General features: G+C 68.4%; 17 protein-coding genes. 9 read left to right on the top strand and 8 right to left on the bottom strand.

What is annotated here, in order from left to right:
* Window positions 1-50: 50 nt before the first annotated feature.
* From Q7V45_RS01790 to Q7V45_RS01770, 5 genes are all read left to right on the top strand, one after another.
* A complete protein-coding gene (locus Q7V45_RS01790; protein ID WP_304845975.1) occupies window positions 51-1,250 on the top strand; it encodes an acetyl-CoA acetyltransferase in 1,200 nt (399 codons plus the stop codon).
* A gap of 82 nt (window positions 1,251-1,332) precedes the next feature.
* Window positions 1,333-1,794 (top strand): MaoC family dehydratase N-terminal domain-containing protein, encoded by a 462-nt coding sequence (locus tag Q7V45_RS01785; RefSeq protein ID WP_304845971.1) that lies wholly within the window; start codon window positions 1,333-1,335, stop codon window positions 1,792-1,794.
* An 11-nt stretch (window positions 1,795-1,805) separates the two neighbouring features.
* Window positions 1,806-2,234, top strand: a complete 429-nt coding sequence (locus tag Q7V45_RS01780; RefSeq protein ID WP_304845968.1) for a MaoC family dehydratase — start codon at window positions 1,806-1,808, stop codon at window positions 2,232-2,234.
* Between the two features lie 135 nt (window positions 2,235-2,369).
* A complete protein-coding gene (locus Q7V45_RS01775; protein WP_304845964.1) occupies window positions 2,370-3,194 on the top strand; it encodes an SDR family NAD(P)-dependent oxidoreductase in 825 nt (274 codons plus the stop codon).
* Window positions 3,195-3,280: 86 nt separating this feature from the next.
* Window positions 3,281-4,495, top strand: coding sequence for an NAD(P)/FAD-dependent oxidoreductase (locus Q7V45_RS01770; RefSeq protein WP_304845961.1), 1,215 nt, complete (start codon window positions 3,281-3,283; stop codon window positions 4,493-4,495).
* Here Q7V45_RS01770 and Q7V45_RS01765 read toward each other — a convergent pair.
* Complete coding sequence (locus tag Q7V45_RS01765; RefSeq protein ID WP_304845958.1) at window positions 4,492-5,295, bottom strand: AraC family transcriptional regulator; 804 nt, start codon at window positions 5,293-5,295, stop codon at window positions 4,492-4,494. The genes Q7V45_RS01770 and Q7V45_RS01765 overlap by 4 nt on opposite strands.
* A 29-nt stretch (window positions 5,296-5,324) precedes the next feature.
* Here Q7V45_RS01765 and Q7V45_RS01760 point away from each other — a divergent pair, with 29 nt between their 5' ends.
* A complete protein-coding gene (locus Q7V45_RS01760) occupies window positions 5,325-5,753 on the top strand; it encodes a DUF2000 domain-containing protein (protein ID WP_304845950.1) in 429 nt (142 codons plus the stop codon).
* On the opposite strand, the gene Q7V45_RS01755 is transcribed toward Q7V45_RS01760, so the two are convergent.
* The 6 genes from Q7V45_RS01755 to Q7V45_RS01730 all read right to left on the bottom strand — a co-directional run bounded on the left by Q7V45_RS01755 (window position 5,750) and on the right by Q7V45_RS01730 (window position 12,467).
* A complete protein-coding gene (locus tag Q7V45_RS01755) occupies window positions 5,750-6,949 on the bottom strand; it encodes an MFS transporter (protein ID WP_304845947.1) in 1,200 nt (399 codons plus the stop codon). The two genes, Q7V45_RS01760 and Q7V45_RS01755, sit on opposite strands and share 4 nt — an antisense overlap.
* Window positions 6,950-6,962: 13 nt before the next feature.
* On the bottom strand, window positions 6,963-7,334 hold the full coding sequence (locus tag Q7V45_RS01750) for a nuclear transport factor 2 family protein (protein ID WP_304845944.1): 372 nt from the start codon (window positions 7,332-7,334) through the stop codon (window positions 6,963-6,965).
* Window positions 7,335-7,369: 35 nt separating this feature from the next.
* Window positions 7,370-9,184, bottom strand: coding sequence for a patatin-like phospholipase family protein (locus Q7V45_RS01745; protein WP_304845941.1), 1,815 nt, complete (start codon window positions 9,182-9,184; stop codon window positions 7,370-7,372).
* On the bottom strand, window positions 9,181-10,272 hold the full coding sequence (locus Q7V45_RS01740; protein ID WP_304845938.1) for a M14 family metallopeptidase: 1,092 nt from the start codon (window positions 10,270-10,272) through the stop codon (window positions 9,181-9,183). The genes Q7V45_RS01745 and Q7V45_RS01740 overlap by 4 nt, the downstream gene beginning before the upstream one ends.
* A 195-nt stretch (window positions 10,273-10,467) precedes the next feature.
* Window positions 10,468-10,995 carry an adenine phosphoribosyltransferase gene (locus Q7V45_RS01735; RefSeq protein WP_304845935.1) on the bottom strand — a complete coding sequence of 176 codons (528 nt, stop codon included), beginning with the start codon at window positions 10,993-10,995 and terminating at the stop codon, window positions 10,468-10,470.
* Between the two features lie 14 nt (window positions 10,996-11,009).
* The gene (locus tag Q7V45_RS01730; RefSeq protein ID WP_304845932.1) at window positions 11,010-12,467 is read right to left on the bottom strand and encodes an amidase; all 1,458 of its coding nucleotides are present in this window, start codon (window positions 12,465-12,467) and stop codon (window positions 11,010-11,012) included.
* A gap of 102 nt (window positions 12,468-12,569) precedes the next feature.
* On the opposite strand from Q7V45_RS01730, the gene Q7V45_RS01725 reads away from it, so the two are divergent.
* On the top strand, window positions 12,570-12,767 hold the full coding sequence (locus Q7V45_RS01725; protein WP_304845929.1) for a DUF2798 domain-containing protein: 198 nt from the start codon (window positions 12,570-12,572) through the stop codon (window positions 12,765-12,767).
* Between the two features lie 15 nt (window positions 12,768-12,782).
* On the opposite strand, the gene hrpB is transcribed toward Q7V45_RS01725, so the two are convergent.
* Window positions 12,783-15,251 carry an ATP-dependent helicase HrpB gene (gene hrpB / locus Q7V45_RS01720; protein ID WP_304845926.1) on the bottom strand — a complete coding sequence of 823 codons (2,469 nt, stop codon included), beginning with the start codon at window positions 15,249-15,251 and terminating at the stop codon, window positions 12,783-12,785.
* A gap of 81 nt (window positions 15,252-15,332) precedes the next feature.
* On the opposite strand from hrpB, the gene Q7V45_RS01715 reads away from it, so the two are divergent.
* Both Q7V45_RS01715 and putA read left to right on the top strand, forming a co-directional pair.
* Complete coding sequence (locus Q7V45_RS01715) at window positions 15,333-15,737, top strand: VOC family protein (protein WP_304845923.1); 405 nt, start codon at window positions 15,333-15,335, stop codon at window positions 15,735-15,737.
* A gap of 12 nt (window positions 15,738-15,749) precedes the next feature.
* The gene (gene putA, locus Q7V45_RS01710) at window positions 15,750-19,169 is read left to right on the top strand and encodes a bifunctional proline dehydrogenase/L-glutamate gamma-semialdehyde dehydrogenase PutA (RefSeq protein WP_304845920.1); all 3,420 of its coding nucleotides are present in this window, start codon (window positions 15,750-15,752) and stop codon (window positions 19,167-19,169) included.
* The last annotated feature ends 10 nt before the right edge of the window (window positions 19,170-19,179 follow it).

The following is a 19,179-nucleotide window of genomic DNA, read 5'->3' as shown; positions in this document are numbered from 1 at the left end:
AAGATTTCGAAGAGTTCAAGAGTTCAACCTCACCACCAAGGAGACCTGCAATGGCTCGTGGTATCAAGGACAAGGTCGCTATTCTCGGCATGGGCTGCTCGAAATTCGGTGAACGCTGGGACAGCGGCGCCGAGGAGCTGATGCTCGAGGCCTACAAGGAGTGTCTGAAGGACGCCGGTATCGATCAGAACCAGCTCCAGGCGGCATGGTTCTCGACCGCCATCGACGAGGTCCATGTCGGCAAGTCCGGTATCCCGCTGTCGACGACACTGCGCCTGCCCAACATTCCCGTGACGCATGTCGAGAACATGTGCGCGTCGGGCACCGAGGCCTTCCGCGGCGCCTGCTACGCGGTTGCTTCCGGTGCCGCCGACTTCGCGCTGGCGCTGGGCGTCGAGAAGCTCAAGGACACCGGCTACGGCGGCCTTCCCGGCGGCCGCGGCGGCCCGCTGCAGGTCCTGTGGAACGCCAACGGCACGGCGCCGGGCAACTTCGCCCAGCTCGCCACCGCCTACATGACCGCGCACGGCGTCTCGGGTGAGGACCTCAAGAGGGCGATCGGCCACGTCTCGTGGAAGAGCCACCAGAACGGCGCCAAGAATCCGAAGGCCCATCTGCAGAAGGCCGTCGAGATGGACACCATCCTCAACGCGCCGATGATCGCCTCGCCGCTCGGCCTGTTCGACTGCTGCGGCGTGTCGGACGGCGCGGCCGCGGCCATCGTGACGACGCCCGAGATCGCCAAGGCGCTCGGCAAGAAGGACATCGTCAGCGTCAAGGCGCTGCAGCTCTCGGTCTCGAACGGCTCGGAGTCGGGCCACAATTCGTGGGACGGCAGCTACTTCCACACGACGCGCATCGCTTCCAAGAAGGCCTACGAGGAAGCCGGCATCAAGAACCCGCGCGACGAAGTGTCGATGTTCGAGGTCCATGACTGCTTCTCGGTTACCGAACTGGTGACCATGGAAGACCTGCACATCTCCGAGACCGGCAAGGGCTGGAAGGACGTGCTCGACGGCTTCTACGACGCCGACGGCAAGATCCCCTGCCAGATCGACGGCGGCCTCAAGTGCTTCGGCCACCCGATCGGCGCTTCGGGCCTGCGCATGCTCTACGAGATGTACCTGCAGCTCCAGGGCAAGGCCGGCCCCCGCCAGCTCGCCAACCCGCGCATCGGCATGACGCACAATCTCGGCGGCGCGCCGCGCGAGAACATCTCGAGCGTCGCCATCGTCGGCCGCTACGAGTAGTCGCGAATCGCGAAGCCCTCTCTCTGACTCGAGGCAGTCGGGGAGAGGGCTTTTCTTTGCATCCGATCAGGAGGAGACGTTCATGGAGCTCGACAAGAAGCTCATCGGCCACGAGTTCACGCCGTTTACCGCCACCGTCGAAGCCGGCAAGATCAAGCTGTTCTGCAAGGCCATCGGCGAGGAAGACCCGATCTATTCCGACGAGGGGGCGGCCAAGGCGGCGGGCTATCGCGGCATCACCGCGCCGCTCACCTTCCTGCGCGCCCTGCAGGCCGACGATCCCAACAAGGGCGGGCTTCTGCGCCTGCTCAACGTCGATATCGGCCTGATCCTCCACGGCGAGCAGCACTTCGAATACCACGCACCGGTCGTGGTCGGTGACGTCGTCACCTGCCAGGAGAAGGTCGTCGACATCTACGACAAGAAGGGCGGCGCGCTCTGGTTCGTCGTCCAGGAGATGGAGATGAAGGACCAGGCGGGCAAGCTGCTGGCCAAGGGCCGCGGCGTCACCGTCGTCCGCAACCCCGACGCGGCGAAGAAGTAAGGGAGGCACTCATGGCAACTGCGACCGCTCCGAAATTTGCCGACGTGAAGGTCGGCGACGAACTGAAGCCGCTGGTGCTGCCGCCGATCAGCCGCCACCAGCTCGCCCTCTACTGCGGCGGCTCCGGCGACCACAATCCGATCCACGTCGACATCGACTTCGCCAAGAAGTTCGGTTTCAAGGATGTGTTCGCCCACGGCATGCTGTCGATGGCCTTCCTCGGCCGTCTCGTCACCTCGTGGGTCCCGCAGAAGCAGGTCCGCGGCCTCGGCACGCGCTTCACCTCGATCACCTGGGTGGGCGACGTCATCACCGTCTCGGGCAAGGTCACGGGCAAGCGCGAGAAGGACGGCGAGACGCTGGTCGATCTCGAGGTCAAGTGCACCAACCAGAACGGCCAGGACACTCTTCAGGGGACCGCCACGGTCGCACTGAACTGATCACCATCCACCTCACCCTGAGGAGCGCCACAGGCGCGTCTCGAAGGGTGGGCAACATTGCGACTGGTTCCCACCCTTCGAGACGCCGCGCTGCGCGCGGCTCCTCAGGGTGAGGCGTACTTTGAGGAGACAGACATGGGTCAGATGGACGGCAGGGTGGCGATCGTCACCGGTTCGGGACGCGGCATCGGCAAGGAGATCGCGCTGCGCCTGGTGCGCGACGGCGCCAGCGTGGTCATCAACGACATCGACGACGCGCCGGCCGAGGAGACGGTGGCCGAGATCAAGAAGATGGGCGGCAAGGCCGTCATGTGCAACGGCGACGTCGCCAAGCCGGATTTCGGCGATCGCATCGTCAAGACCGCGGTCGACGCCTTCGGCGGCTGCCATGTCGTGGTGAATAATGCCGGCTACACCTGGGACTCGGTCATCCAGAAGATGACCGACGAGCAGTGGTACGCCATCCTCGACGTCCACCTGACCGCGCCGTTCCGCATCCTCCGGGCCTTCCAGCTGCACTTCAAGGATGCCGTCGAGAAGGAGCGCGCCGAGGGCAAGCGCATCGTGCGCAAGGTCGTGAACATTTCCTCGACCTCGGGCGTCAACGGCAATGCCGGCCAGTCCAACTACTCGGCGGGCAAGGCGGGCATCGTCGGCCTGACCAAGACGCTGGCCAAGGAGTTCGGCCGCTACGACGTCACGGTGAACGCCGTGGCCTTCGGCTACATCCAGACCCGCCTCACCAAGCCGCTGGCCCAGGGCGAGTCCGGCGAGATCGAGGTCCAGGGCCGCACCGTCAAGATCGGCGTCCAGGGCGGCCGTCTCGCCGCGCTGAACCAGATGATCCCCCTGGGCCGCGGCGGCCTGCCCGAGGAGGCAGCGGGTTCGGTCTACCTGTTCTGCAGCCCCGACAGCGACTATGTCAGCGGCCAGTGCCTGGTCGTGAACGGCGGCCTCTGATCTTCGACGACGGACGCTCGATCAAAGGGTGGCCTGCGGGTCACCCTTTTTCGTTGTATGGATAGTGGGGCGACCTACGAGGGTGGATGGCGTTGAGGTCTCTTGAGATCGGTATTGTCGGCTGCGGCATCGCAGGGCAGGCAGCGGCCCGCTTTCTCGCCGATGCCGGACATGTCGTCACCTTGCTGGAGCGCTTTGAGCAGCCGCACGCGGTGGGGGCCGGCCTGCTGCTGCAGCCCACGGGCCTTTCGGTCCTGCGCGCCCTCGGCATCGAGCAGGACGCCCTCGCCGCCGGGGCTCGGATCGACGGGCTGGTGGGGGAGAATCAGTGGGGGATACGGGTAATCGATCTCGCCTATGGCGACCTGCACCCGGCGACGTTCGGCCTGGGAATCCGCCGTTCGGCCCTGTTCGACCTTCTGCACCGCCGTGTGCTGGTCTCGGGGGTCCGGCTGGTCACAGGCGTTGAAATCGTGGACGTCGAGCGCGAGGGCGCCCGGGCGGTTGCCCTCGACCGCAAGGCGGGCCGGCACGGCCCCTTCGACCTGCTGGTGGTGGCGGACGGTTCACATTCGGCGCTGAGGCAACGCGTGTTTCCCCGGTCTCGGGCACCCCTTTATCCTTGGGGCTGCATGTGGACGACCGTGCCCGATACCCAGGCCTTCGGTGCCGTACGCCTCCTGCGCCAGCGCTTCGCTGGCACGAGTAATATGATGGGGATTCTCCCGGTCGCGCCCCACAGGGTCACCCTGTTCTGGAGCCTGCCCACGGCCGAACTCGAGGCCGACCGGCCGCTCGATCTCGAGGCGATGCGGCGCGACGCCTTGTCGCTCTGGCCGGATGCGGCCCCGATCGTCGAGCGCGCAGTCGCTGCCGGCGATTTCTCGCGCGCGACTTACCGCCACGTGAGCTTGCCGCGCTGGGCCGAGGGCCCGGTCCTGTTCATCGGCGATGCCGCGCACGGCACCAGCCCGCAGCTGGGCCAAGGGGCCAATCTCGGCCTGCTCGACGCTCATGCGCTGGGGCGCAGCCTCGCCGAGGCCGGCGATCTTGCACAGGCGATGGACCTGTTCGCGCAGAGACGAGGTCCTCCCAACCGTTTCTACGGGACCGCCAGTCACCTGCTGACGCCGTTTTTCCAGTCGCACCATGATCTGCTCGCCATCCCGCGCGATCTCGTCCTGCCGCGCGCCTGTCAGATAGCGCCCCTCCGCCGGAGGCTGACGGGCGTGCTGGCGGGGCTGCGCCGCGGCTGGCGATCGGCCGATTCGCTCGACGCCGACGGCCGGTATCGGCTTTAGTCGCGTCGCGACAGAGCGGCCCAGCGGCCCGGCGTGATCCCGAAGCGGGCCGAGAAGTGTCGCGTGAGATGGCTCTGGTCGGCGAAGCCCGCGGCGGCGGCGGCCTCCGACAGGGCATGGCCCTCCACGATCAGGGCCTGCGCGCGCATCAGGCGCCGGCCGACCTGGTAGCGATGGGGCGAAGTGCCGAACGCCGAGCGGAAATGACGGGCAAGGGTGAAGCGGTCGAGCCCGCTCACACGTTCCAGCTCGTCGGAGCCCACGACACGGTGAGACTCGGCCATCAGGAAGCTGCGGGCCAGTCGCACCGCCCGAAAGGCGACGCTGCCCCGCCGCCGGCGAGGTCCGCCATCCCCGCGCCGCGCCAGGAGATCGGCGAGACGGCCGATCGTGGCGTCGATCGCCAGTGGCTCGAGCGGCTGCGGGAAATCGACAAAGGCTTCCTCGATGAGCCTCGCCGTCTCGGGATCGTGCCCGACCGCCTCCGTGACATGGGGCAGGCTCGCACCATCGAGCGCCTGGGTGATCGCGGCTGGATCGAGATAGAGCATGCGATAGGCGAAGGCGCGGCCTTCGCCGGCATGGCCGTCATGCGCCTCGTCGGGATGCAGGACCAGCACCTGCCGCGCCCGGCTCGCCCGCAGGCTGCCGCGATAGTGGAACTGCTGCACGCCGTAGAGGGTGAGCCCGACTCCGTAGGTCTCGTGCCGGTGCAGGTCGTAGGCATGGCCGCCGAACCGCCCTTCGAGGCGCTGCAGGCCGGACGCCGGTCGGTCGAGACGGATCTGGTCGACGGTCATGCACGAATGTTCAAGACGGTGGGAACAGCATGCCCCATATCGGCGGCATGATCTACGAAACCAAGACAGCCCTCGTGCTGCGCAAGGAACTGGCCGCCTGGCAGGTCGCCAATGTCGCGGCCTTCCTGGCGGGCGGCCTCGCCGGCACCCACGCCCATCTGATGGGCGAGCCCTATCGCGATGGCGGTGGGCGGGCCTACACCGCCCTGATCCGCGAGCCGGTGTTCGTCTACGGCGCCACGCTGGAGGAGCTTCGGCGGACGCACCAGCGGGCGCTGTCGCGCGAGCTGGTGCCCGCCATCTATATCGAGCCGATGTTCACCACGACCAACGACGCCGACAATCGCGCGGCCGTGGCCGCGGCGCCGGTCGATGCGCTGGACTTCGTCGGCATCGGCGTGCACGGGCCGCGCAAGGCGGTCGACAAGGTGGTGAACGGGCTGAAGTTCCTGGCTTAGGCTGGTCGCCGCGCTCGCATCAGGATCAGCGCTGACGCCGTGAGGTTGAGGCCCATGCAGACCGCCAGTGGCACGGTGTACCCACCTGAGGCGTCGCGCAGGACGCCCAGCAGGCCGGGTCCGAAGGCGTAGAGGGTCTGCATGACCGCCGTGGAAAGGGCGACGATCGCGGGGAACCGATCGGCTGTGAATTCACGCTGCACGATCATCGGCGACAGGGTGATGATGTTGCCCACGGCGAGCCCATAGGCGGCGCAGGCGCTGTAAACGGCGAGCGGCGTCTCGACGAATTCCAGCACGGCGATGGCGCCGGCCTGCACGAGAAAGCAGATCGCCGAGGCGCGGCGCGGCTCGAGGCGGTCGATCACCAACCCCAGCATGATGCGGCCGACGAGCGCCGTCACGGCGTTGATGCCGACGGCCAGGGCAGGATCAATCGCCGCTCCGCTCACAGCCGAACGAGAGATAACCAGCGGCACGAGATGTGTGAGGAAGCCGACCTGGGACGTCAGCACGAGGGCGAAGGGCGCAGCGATGCTCCAGAAATGCCACTCCCGCAGGGGCGCCAGCCGATTGAGCCGCACCGTCGCCGGCCTGGGCGACAGCGGTCCCCGGCGCACGAACAGGGCGACGGCGCCGGCGGCCAGGACGATGCCGACGGCCACCAGCAGCCGTTCGGCCGTCGCGAAGCCCAGCGCGGGGATGGCCGCGAGCAGGACCGGCGTGACGACGAGGCCCGCGAGGGTGGCGCCGCTCAGCGCGAGATTGAGCGCGAGGCCGCGCTTGCGGTCGAACCATTGGCCGACCGTGGCGGCGATCGGCGCCACGCTGGTGGCGTTCCAGCCCGGCGCCATGACGATGTAGAGCACGACCAGCTGCCACGGTTCGGTGACCGAGGGCAGCAGCATCAGGGAGACGGTCGTGATGGAGAGGCCGGCCAGGAACACGGTGCGCGGCCCGAAGCGGCCGATCGCCTCGGCGATGCGGGGCAGCAGCAAGGCGCCCAGCACGTAGTGCATGGTGACGACGGACGAGATGAAGCCGGTCGACCAGCCGTGCGCCCGCTGCAGTTCGACGAGATAGATCCCGTGCGCATAGAAGCCGAACCCCCAGGCGAACACGGCCGATACGAAGCAGGCGAAGACGACGCGCCAGGCGGCGGGAGATGTATCCGCGGCGGCCGTATCCGTCGTCATGGCCGGGACGCGCTCACGAGCGGCTGACGTGGGCCGAAACGCAGCGCCAGCCCTCCGGCCCAAGCTGCCAGTCGTCGGTGTACCAGCCGGCGCCGGTGCTGCCGTCGGCCTTCGTATAGCTGGTCCGCGCGTGGATGATGGCGAAGCCGCCCAGCAGGCGGATCTTCACGTCGTGCTCGCGAAGGTGCTTCACCGCCGAGCCGCGGCCGATCTGCGCCAGGAACGCGGCACGCTCGATCAGCGTGCCGTCGGGGTTGGTGTTGTGGAAATCGTCCGACAGATGCCGGTCGAACCACTCGACGTCGGCTTCCCCGACCGAACGCACGTAGTGGTGATTGAGCTCCCGCAGGGTCGCGAGATGCCGGGCCGTCGACTCGTCCGTCATGTTGTTTCCTTCCCGTGTCCGATCGGAAGCGTCCTTCACGACACGAAGAGACGCACGCCGACCGGCAGGGTGCGGGCCTTCTCGAGACCTTCCATCGTCGTGCGGTAGCCGAGCTCGATCGCGGCGTCGAAACTGGTCCAGTCGAGCAGGTCGATATGGGTCATCGGCGGCACGATCAGCAGCTCCGCGGCGGCGCGATCCTCGGCCGCGCGCGACGTGCTGGCGACCAGCGCCGAGCGCAGCAGGATGCGCACGATCGAGGGGATCGGCAGCGTCTCGTTGCGCTTCCAGACGAGGCGCCTGAAGAACTGCCAGGCCGACCAGGGTTCCATGACACCCTCGCCGGCGGCCAGCGCGCCGCCGGTATCGATGTCGACGCCGATGGTCACGCCGCGACCCAGCCGCTGCATGGCGCGCACGGGGAAATTGTCGATGACGCCGCCATCGACATGGACTTCGCCCGCCTCGTTGAAGGGCGGTATCACGCCGGGGATCGACACCGAGGCACGCAGCCACCGCCACAGCCGCCCGACCGTATGGATGTCTGCCTTGGAGGTCGTGAGGTTCGCGGTGATGCAGTAGTAGGGGAGGATCAGATCCTCGATGTCCTTCTCGCCAAAGGCCATGCGCAGCAGGCGCGTGACCCTGCGCCCGGCGAACAGCGAGATCAGCGGCACCGTGTAATCGCTGAGCGGATTGTTGTCGACGAAGGCGCGGCGGAAACGCGTGTCGAGTTCCTCGTCGTTCCAGCGGGAGGCGACGCCGGCCGCGACGATGGCGCCCATGCTGGTGCCGCCCACCAGGTCGATCGGCACGCCGCACTCGCGCAACGCCTTGACCACGCCGATATGGGTGAAGGCGCGCGCGCCGCCGCCCGCCATGACGACGCCCACGGCATGACCGGTGAGGATGCGCGCCAGCCGGTCGATGTCGGCAGGAATGTCGAGGCGAACATGATGGTGGTTGCCGTAGAGGCCGCCCGCCAGCAGCGGAGCGGTGGAGCCCGCCTTCGGTTCGTGACCCTCATGCAGCAGCACCAGCTCGCGGCGCCGGTGGAACACCGCGCCGCTCTGCGCCGTCTCGATTTCAAAAGGGACCTTGGTCGGAGCGTCGTTGTCGGCATTGCGCATCACGACCAGGCAATCGGCCTGGCGCAGGCAAAGCTCGGTCCACGGCGTCAGGGTCGGATCGGCGCGGTAGAGCACGAACGACGATTCCATCTCGCAGCGCGCGAACCATTCGGGCTCCTGGTCGAGCGATTCCGACCCCAGCATCTGCACCTGGGTGCCGATGCGGCCGAGCGCATTGGCCAGCATCACCGCGAAACGCGCCGAGGGAACGTCGGGGCCGCTGGGCAGCAGCGCGAAGGTACGCGGCTGGCGGCGCCCGCCCCTGGCGTCCTGCGCATTGCGCGCCACGACGCTGCGCATCAGCGCCGGCAAGACCTCCGGATGGTTCGAGGTGAGGGTGTGGAAGCTGGTCTGGGGCAGACGCCAGACCTCGCTGTCGCGCAGCGCCGCCACGCTGCGCGTGCGCTTGCCCTGCGACAGGAGCGACATCTCGCCGACGAGATTGCCCGGCGGGATCTCCGCGATCAGCACGGGCTCGCGGGCGTCGCCGGCCTCGTGATGGCGAAACACCCCGAGAGAGCCGCTCGTCACGACATAGACGGCGTCGGCCGGCTCGCCCTGGCGGAACAGCGGCGCACCGCCGGGCAGCACCAGCAAGGTCAGCTGGTGCTCGACGGCGGCCAGGGCTTCGGGGGCGAGGTCGGCGAACAGCGGAGTCTGCTGCAGCACCTTCTGCAGCCGCAGCCGGGCGGTATCCTCGCTCGGCACGGCGAGGCTCATCCCCTGGTCATCCCCTTCAGCGCCCAGCCGATCGTCTGGTCGGCGCGGGCCCAGACCATTTCCCGCCACTTGTCGCCGGCCGGGAAGAAACGCTCCTTCATGTCCGCCTTCAGGGCGCGCCCCCGCGCCGAGCCGGGGTCGCCGCGATGATGCAGCCAGTTGTCGGCGCGCACCGCGTTCAGCACTTCCGGCACCGGATAGGTGCCGTATTCGAGCGCGACCGGCGTCACCTCGGCATCGGGCAGCTCCTGCGGGAAGGCGTCGGTCATGACGCCGACGACCACTGCCGAAGTGGAAGTGCCGCCTTCCGGCGAGGTCATCTCGTCGCCGTACCAGGCCTTGGCGCGGGCGAATGACCTGGCGGCGGGCGACACCGCGCAGATCAGTTCGCCATGGCCGAACGGGCCGAGGCCGGTATGGAAATCGATGATCCCGACTCTCTTGGCCCGCGACAGCTCCTCGCGGGCGATGGCGCGGATCGTCCGGTTGCTCCAGCTGGGCGAAGTGCCGCCGAAGAAAATGCCGTCGGGGTGGGTATACTGGCCGCCGCTGATCGCGCTCTGCAGGCCGAAGGCGCCGTGCTTCTGGGCATAGGCCGCGAACACGCGATCGGTCTCGGCCTTGCTTGCCTCATCCCAGTCGGTCGGCAGAACGGCGTCCGCAATGGCGAGATAGCCGTCGTTCGCTGGATAGCCCTTGTCGTGATCGACGAAGTTGCGGTTGAGATCGACATTGTCCTCGGTGACGCGGCGCGTCCACGCGAAGCCATAGGGATTGAGCGCATGGATCAGCAGCGCCCCCGTGCCGGGCGGCAGCTTCGCCGGCCCGCCCGAGCGCATCCAGGCGATCTCGGCGCCCGATCCGCAATGGCCCTCGACGCCGTGCGTGCCGGCGATCAGCACCAGCATGTTCGCGGCATCCGCCGGCCCGAAGCGCGCCGTGTCGAGATAGAGCGTCTCGCCATTCGGACCGCGCGCCTTCGGATTCAGCCACGAACGCAGGGCTCCTCCGGCCTGGGCGGCGGCACCGCAGAACTTGGCGCGCGCCTCGGCATAGGTTTCAGAGAAGCACCCGGAAACTGAAAACATGCATTTCCTCCGGCCGGCATCGTAGCCGGTTTGCCGACGAGGCGGAAAGCATGTCGGACAACAATGCCTCACCCTGAGGACCGGTCCGAAGGACCGCGTCTCGAAGGGTGGGGAACGAGCACCATGTCTGTTGCCCATCCTTCGAGACGCCGCGCTCTGCGCGGCTCCTCAGAATGAGGTCCGTCGGCTCGGCCTCTAGCTGTCGTACTGCAGCAGCGTTTCGACCGGCGGCGTCAGTCTCTTGCGGCCTTCGAGGAAGGTGAGCTCGATGAGGACCGCGGTCGCGGGCACCACGGCGCCGATGGTTTCCAGCAGGTTCACGGCGGCGCCCATCGTGCCGCCGGTCGCCAGCAGATCGTCGACGAGGACGACCCGGGAGCCCTTGTGCACGGCGTCCTGCTGGATCTCGATCGTGTCGGTGCCGTACTCCAGCGCATAGGTGTGGCGTACTGTCGTGCCCGGCAGCTTGCCCTGCTTGCGCATCATCACGAAGCCGGTGCCGAGCGCGAGGGCAAGCGGCGCGGCCAGCAGGAAGCCGCGCGATTCGATTCCGGCGAGTGCGTCGGGCTTGTGCGGCCGGATCAGGTCGGCGAGCCGCTCGATCGCGGTGTGCCAGGCCTTGGGATGCGCCAGCAGGGTCGAGATGTCGTAGAAGAGGATGCCCGGCTTGGGGAAGTCGGGGATCGAGCGAATGTGCTGCTTGAGGTCGATATCCTTGGACATTCTGTCTCCTGCGATCAGCTGTAGGCCGGCGGCGGCACGAAGCCGCGATATTCCTTCTCCAGCAGCTTGGCGAACTGGATGCACTCGTAGTCGCCATACTGGCGGCCGATGATCTGCACGCCGATCGGCAGGCCTTCCTTGCTCTGCCCGATCGGGGCGGCGGTCGAGGGCAGCCAGGTGACGCCCGAGTAGCCCGCCCAGAAGATCTGGTCGACGACCGGCACCTTCTTGTTGTTCACGACGATCGTGCGCTTGTGGCGCAGCCCTGCCTGATCGTGCGGGAAGGCCGCGGTCACGGCGACCGGGCACAGCATCAGGTCGTAGTCCTGGAAGAACGAATCCCAGGCGTGCCGCATCCTGTGGCGCTTCTCGTTCAGCCCGAGCCAGGCACGATGCGATAGCGAGTTGCCCCGCTGCATCTGCGCGAAGTAGCTCATGTCGTCGGCCGGCAGGCTGGCCGCGTCCTTGACGGCCTGTTCGTAGACCGCGTCGCTCATGCGGCCCGACGTCGCCGCGCGCAGCAGCCGGATATAGACGTCGTTCAGTTCCGTCGTGTCGATCTCGGGCCGTGCCTTGTCGCTCACCTTGACCTTGTTCTTGGCGAGGAACGAGGCGAGCTTCGAGATCTGCTCCTGCACAGAGTCGTCAACTTCGGCATTCGGGTCGGTCAGCAGCACCGCGACCTTGAAGTCGCGCAGCTGGGTCTTCTTCGAGCGGGGCAGGGTGAGCGTCCAGCCGCGGCCGTCGATCGCATCGGGACCGGCCATCGCGCTGAGCGCGATCTCGAGATCCTCCGCGCCGCGCGCCAGCGGACCGACCACGCCGATATCGCCGTAGGCGACCGCGCCCGCGAGGGCATGGCCCTTCGGCGAGACGACGCCCCAGCTCGGCTTGTGGCCCCAGACGCCACAATAGTGGGCGGGATTGCGGATCGAGGCGCCGATGTCGCTGCCGGCCTCGATGCCGGTGAGACCGGCGGCCAGCGCCGCCCCCGACCCGCCCGAGGAGCCGCCCGGCGTGCGGCCGAGATCCCACGGGTTGTTGGTCGAGCCGTAGACCTCGTTGTAGCTCTGCCAGTCGGCGAGGTTCAGCGGCACGTTTGTCTTGCCGAACAGGGTGACGCCGGCATCGGTCATGCGCTGGGCGACCAGCGAGTTCTGCGCCGCGACCGTGTCCTTGAAGGCGGGATCGCCCCAGGTCGTGGGCAAGCCCGCGACGTCGAAGGATTCCTTGATCGTCATCGGCACGCCGTGCAGCGGTCCCAGCTTCTTGCCGGCCCTGACCGCGCGGTCCGCCGCCTTGGCGCGCTTGCGGGCGCCTTCGATGTCGGTGGCGATGATGGCGTTCAGCTCGGGATTATAGGCCTCGACCCTCTTCAGGTAGAGGTCGAGCAGTTCGAGGCAGCCGATCTTCTTCTTCCGGACCGCAGCGGCGAGCTGCTTGGCGGTCTGGAACGGGAGGGCGAGGGACATGGGGGGCTGGGCTTCCGCAACGGGGATGGACGAGATCCAAGCCCGTACCATATTGTCCGGCCCGCCGTGAAGAAACTCCCCGCCCGAACCATGCACCTCGCCATGCCGTTGGCCCTGACCTTCGTCATGACCTTCATCGTCTCCGGCATCGCCACGATCCGGGCGATGGGATTCGAGACGGGCATGACCGCCCGCTGGATGGAATCGTGGATGGCGTCCTGGATGGTCGCCTTTCCGACCATGCTGTTCCTGATGCCGGTGATGCGGCGGCTGCTGTCGCGGCTGATCGAGACCCGGTAGCGCTCAGGCCATTTGCTAACGGGGGCGGGGACGCGGGCGGGCCGTTGGCTCGGCGACCAGCGGATCGTCCGGCCAGTAATGGCGCGGGTAGCGGCCCTTGAGTTCGGATTTCACGGCCTTGTAGCCGTTGGCCCAGAAGCTCGCGAGATCGCGCGTCACCTGGACCGGCCGGCGTGCCGGCGAGAGCAGGTGGATGGTGAGCGGCACCTTGCCGCCGGCAATGCGCGGCGTTTCCGTGAGCCCGAACATCTCCTGCAGGCGGACCGACAGCGTCGGCTCGTCCGGGTTGGCATAGTCGATCGCTACGCGCGACCCGCTCGGCACTTCGATGTGCGTCGGCACCAGCCGCTCGACCTCGCGTTGCTTCTCCCACGGCACCAGCGTCTTGAGCGCCGTGGCGAGATCGATGCGGGCGAGATGATCCTTGCGCGACACGCCATCAAGAGAGGGGCCGAGCCAATCCGCCAGTGATGCCAGCAGGGCGGCGTCCGACAGGTCGGGCCAGTCCTCGCCGGCATGGCGGCGCAGGAAGCCGATGCGCTCGCGCCAGCGCACGAGATCGTCGCTCCAGGGCAGGGCGCCGAGTCCGAGTTGGCGCACGCCGTCGAGCATCGCGGCCTGCACCTTGTCGGGATCGGGGTGGCCGAGCGGCTTGTCCTCCAGCGCGAGCGCGCCCAGCCGGCGACGGCGCCGCACCAGCACCGCGCCGTCGCGCGCGCTCCACTGCACGAGCTGCTCGTCGACGATGCGGTCGGCGTAGAGATCTTCGATCTCAGCGGCCGTGATCGGCGCGGCGAGGAAGATTCGCGATTCCTGCGCCGAGCCGTCGAGATCGGCGACGACGAGGAACTCCTCGTTGGCCATCGGATCGCCTTCGGGCAGCGCGGCACCCCGGCCGCCCGACAGGAGATAGCGCCCGGCCGTGCCGGGGCGGCGGCGGCCGATCCGGTCGGGATAGGCCAGCGCCAGCAGCGGCCCCGTCATCGCGATATCGGGTCGTTCTTCGCCGCCGTTACGCGGCATCAATCGACGTGCCGACTCCTGGATCAGGCGCAAGGTACCGTCGCGTCGTCCGCTCAGCGCGATGTCGACCCGGTGCCTGAGATCGGCGTCGCGCTGGCCGGGCGGCAGGCGCAGGAAATCGCGTTCGCCCAGGATCGCGGCCAGCAGCGCGGCGACCTTGCCTTGTCGCAGCTCGCGGCCCTTGAGAACGAGATGGGCGATGCGCGGATGCTGGCCGAGACGCACCATGGCGCGGCCGTGTTGCGTGATGGCGCCGCCCGTGTCGATCGCACCGAGATCGGCCAGCAGCGCCCGCGCGGTGGCGAGCGAGGCGGCAGGCGGCGGCGTCAGCCACGGCAGGCTCGCGGCATCGCTGGTGCCCCAGGCGGCCAGCTCCAGCGCGAGCGGCGCCAGGTCGGCATCGAGAATCTCGGGCGGCGTGAAGGGCAGCAGCCCGCGCTGCGCCTGCTCCGGCCACAGGCGATAGCAGATGCCGGGTTCGAGACGACCGGCGCGACCGCGGCGCTGGTCGGCCGAAGCCTGGCTGACACGCACGGTCTCGAGCCGCGTCATGCCCGAGCGGGGCGAGAATTTCGGCACGCGCATCTGGCCGCTGTCGATCACGATGCGCACGCCCTCGATCGTGAGGCTGGTCTCGGCAATCGACGTCGCCAGCACAACCTTGCGCCGGCCCGGCAGCGAGGGCGCGATGGCGCGGTCCTGGTCGGCGGGCGACAGGTCGCCGTAGAGCGGCGCCACGTCGACATCGGCGCTGATGCCCTGCAGCCGCTCCTCGACCCGGCGGATCTCGCCGACGCCCGGCAGGAACACGAGCGCGCTGCCGGTTTCCTCGGCCAGCGCGCGGCGCACGGCGGTCGCGACGGCGTCCTCGATGCGGCCGGCGGACTCGCGATCGAGATAGCGCGTGTCGACCGGGAACATGCGGCCCGCGCTCTCGATGACGGGCGCGCCGCCCAGCCGCGCCGAGACCGGGCCGGGATCGAGCGTCGCCGACATGGCCACCACGCGCAGATCCTCGCGCAGGGCGCTCTGCGCCTCGCGCACCAGCGCGAATGAAAGATCGGTCTCGAGCCCGCGTTCATGCAGCTCGTCGAAGATCACGCAGCCCACCGCATCGAGCGACGGATCCTCCTGCAGCAGACGCAGGAACAGGCCGTCGGTGACGACCTCGATGCGGGTGCGCGGGCCTACCCTGGTATCGAAGCGGACGCGATAGCCCACGGTCTCGCCGACCGCTTCGCCCAGGGTCGCCGCCATCCGCCGGGCGGCGGCGCGCGCGGCCAGCCGTCGCGGCTCCTGCATGACGATCCTGCGGCCGCCGAGCCACGGCGCATCGAGCAGCGCCAGCGGAACGCGCGTCGTCTTGCCGGCGCCGGGCGGCGCCACCAGCACGGCGGCATTGCCGGCCACCAGCGCGGCCGTGAGACGCGGCAGCGCCTCGTCGACGGGAAGCGGCTCCATCGATCCCCTTGTCATGGGGCGGGTGGATGGACGGAAAGACGGGGCGGGTTCACTCTGGGCTTTTACGCTTGAGGTCGTCCAATGTCTGTCGTCGTCGAAGCTCTGGATCATATCGTCATCAACGTGCGCGACGTAGAGGTCGCGGCCGCCTGGTACGAGCGCGTGCTGGGCATGACGCGCAAGCTCACCGAACCGTCGCCCGGCCGGACGGTCACCTCGATGCATTTCGGCCGCCAGAAGATCAACCTGCGGCCTGAGACAGCCACACAAAAGCAATGGTTCACGGGCAAGAGTGTGGCGCCGGGCAGCGACGATCTGTGTTTCCTGACGCGGTCGACGCCGCAAGCGGTGGCCGACCATTTCCGGAGCTGCGACGTGGCAATCGAGCTGGGACCGACCGAAAAGAGTGGCGCGATGGGCACGATCCTCTCGGTCTATTGCCGCGATCCCGACGGCAACCTGATCGAGGTTTCGTCCTACAAGTAGGCTGGAGAGGAAATGACCGCGCCGTTCGACGCCTTCGTCCGCTCGCTGCGACTGCAGACGCCGCTGCGCGCCGCCATCACGGCGGCCTATCGCCGGCCGGAGCCGGAGTGCGTGCCGCCGCTGCTCGATCTTGCAACCCTGACGCCCGCAGCGACGGCCAGGGCACGCGCGCTGGCGCGGCGGCTGGTCGAAGCCCTGCGCGCCAAGGTGCCGTCGGGCGGCGTCGAGGGGCTGATCCACGAATATGCACTGTCCAGCCAGGAGGGCGTGGCGCTGATGTGTCTCGCCGAGGCGCTGCTGCGCATTCCCGACGACGAGACCCGCGACGCGCTGATCCGCGACAAGATCGGCAGCGGCGACTGGCGCGCCCATCTTGGGCAGAGCCCGTCGCTGTTCGTGAACGCCGCCACCTGGGGCCTGATGCTGACCGGCCGGCTGACGGCGACCAGCAGCGAGACTGGCCTCTCGGCCGCGCTCACGCGGCTGATCGCGCGGGGCGGCGAACCCTTGATCCGGGGCGGCGTGAACATCGCGATGCGCATGATGGGCGAACAGTTCGTGGCCGGCCAGACGATCGAGGAGGCATTGGCCAACGGCCGCCGCTTCGAGGAAGAGGGCTTCCGCTATTCCTACGACATGCTGGGCGAGGCGGCGATCACCGCCGCCCAGGCCGAGCATTACCGCCAGGCCTACGAGCGGGCGATCCACGCCATCGGCCGCGCCTCGGCCGGGCGCGGCATCTACGAGGGCGCGGGCATCTCGCTCAAGCTGTCGGCGCTGCATCCGCGCTACAGCCGTTCGCAGGTCGAGCGTGTCCACGCCGAACTCTATCCGCGCCTGCGCGACCTCGCCGTGCTGGCGCGCACCTACGATATCGGCGTGAACATCGATGCGGAGGAGGCCGACCGGCTCGAAATCTCGCTCGACCTGCTGGAGCGGCTCTGCTTCGAGCCCGCGCTCGAAGGCTGGAACGGCATCGGCTTCGTGGTGCAGGCCTACAAGAAGCGCGCCGCCTTCGTGATCGACCATCTGATTGATCTCGGCCGTCGCAGCCGCCACCGGCTGATGATCCGGCTGGTGAAAGGGGCCTACTGGGACAGCGAGATCAAGCGCGCGCAGGTCGACGGGCTGGAGGACTTCCCGGTCTTCACGCGCAAGATCCACACCGACGTTTCCTATCTCGCCTGCGCCCGCAAGCTGCTGGCTGCGCCGGAAGCGGCCTTCCCGCAATTCGCCACGCACAATGCGCTGACCCTGGCGTCGATCCACGCCATGGCGGGCGAGAACTTCTATGCCGGCCAGTATGAGTTCCAGTGCCTGCACGGCATGGGTGAGCCGCTCTACGAGGAAGTGGTTGGGCGGGAGAAGCTCAACAGGCCCTGCCGCATCTATGCGCCCGTCGGCACGCATGAGACTTTGCTGGCGTATCTCGTGCGTCGCCTGCTCGAGAACGGCGCGAACACCTCTTTCGTAAACCAGGTCGCCGATCCCGACCTGGCCATCGACAGCCTGCTGGCCGATCCGGTCGAACGCGCCCTCAGTCTCTCGCCGGTCGGTGCGCCGCACCCGCTCATACTCTTGCCGCGCGACCTGTTCGGGCCGACGCGTGCCAATTCGCGAGGCCTCGATCTGGTCAACGAAGGCGTGCTCGCCGCGCTGGCGCGTGAGCTGGTTGCCGGCGCCTCGACGATGCTGCGGGCGACTCCGATCCTGGCCGACGGTCCGCGCGATGGCACCCCACGCGAGGTGCACAGTCCCGCGGACAGGGGCGATCTCGTCGGCACCGTCGTCGAAGCGACGCCTGATCTGGTCGACGAAGCCTGCGCCGAGGCCGAGCCGTGGTCGGCTTCACCCGCTGATCGCGCCTCGACCCTGCGTCGGGCGGCCGACCTGATGGAAGCTCGGATGGAAAGGCTGTTGGGGCCGATCGTGCGCGAGGCCGGCAAGACGCTGGGCAACGCGGTGGGCGAGGTGCGCGAGGCGGTCGATTTCCTGCGCTATTACGCGAACTGCATCGAGGGGTTCAGCAACGCAACGCATCGGCCGCTCGGTGTCGTCGCCTGCATCAGCCCGTGGAACTTTCCGCTCTCGATCTTCACCGGACAGGTCGCAGGCGCGTTGGCCGCAGGCAATGCCGTCATTGCCAAGCCGGCCGAAGAGACGCCCCTGATCGCGGCCCTTGCCGTGGCGATCCTGCACGAAGCCGGCGTACCAGCCACGGCGCTGCAGCTCACGCCGGGCGATGGCGAGATTGGGAAACGACTTGTCGCCAACGAGACGGTGGCGGGCGTGGTCTTCACCGGCTCGACCGAGGCGGCGCAATCGATCAACCGCACCCTGGCGCGGCGTCTCGGTGCCGGGGGCAGGCCCGAACCGCTGATTGCCGAGACCGGCGGTCAGAACGCGCTGATGGCAGATTCCTCGGCGCTGCCCGAGCAACTGGTGATCGACGTGCTCGCCTCGGCGTTCGACTCGGCCGGCCAGCGCTGCTCGGCGCTGCGCGTCCTCTGCTTGCAGGACGAGATCGCCGACAAGGTTGTGCCGATGCTGCAGGGTGCGATGGCGGAGCTGGGGATCGGCAATCCGGACCGGCTCTCGGTCGATGTCGGCCCCGTCATCTCGGCGGAGGCCCAGAAGCGGCTGCTCGACCATATCGACCGCATGCGTGCGGCCGGCCATCGCGTCCACCAGGTGCCGCTTCCCGACGACGTGAGGTGGGGGACCTTCGTGCCGCCGACCCTGATCGAAATCAGCTCGATAGCGGATTTGCCGGGAGAGGTTTTCGGCCCGGTGCTCCACGTTCTGCGCTATCCCCGGGAAGAGATGGAGGAGGTGATCCGCGCGGTGAACGCGACAGGCTTCGGCCTCACGTTCGGCGTGCACAGCCGCATCGACGAGACGATCGAGCGGGCCACGGCCGCCAGCGCCGCCGGCAACCAGTACGTCAACCGCAACATGATCGGCGCCGTCGTCGGCGTGCAGCCGTTCGGCGGGCATGGCCTGTCGGGCACCGGCCCGAAGGCGGGCGGGCCGCTCTACGTCCACCGCCTGCTGGCGAGCGGGCCGGCCGCCGAGGCGGCGGAGGGCGAACTCGCCGGCCCGGTGGGCGAACGCAACGTCTATGCGCGTCGCCCCAAGGGTGCGGTCCTCTGTATCGCGGCGGATCCGGCGGAATTGGCCGTGCAGCAGGAGCTGGTGCGGTCGACCGGCAGTCGCGTCGCCGCGAGCGAAGCCGGCGACATTGCGGCCGTCCTGTTCTCGGGCGAAGAAGAGGACTTTCTCGATCTCACCCGTCGCATGGCCGATCGGCCGGGCCGTATCGTCCCGGTTCATGTCGCGCCCTATTCGCGCGCGCTTCTGTTCGACGAGGTGTCGCTCAGCGTCAACATCGCCGCTGCCGGCGGCAACGCCAGCCTGATGGCGATCGGCTAGCGGTCGCGTC

Origin of the sequence: Reyranella sp. (genome assembly GCF_030651995.1) — a bacterium.
In the GTDB taxonomy this organism is placed as follows: domain Bacteria; phylum Pseudomonadota; class Alphaproteobacteria; order Reyranellales; family Reyranellaceae; genus Reyranella.
This window is presented reverse-complemented; position numbering and strand designations above follow the sequence as displayed.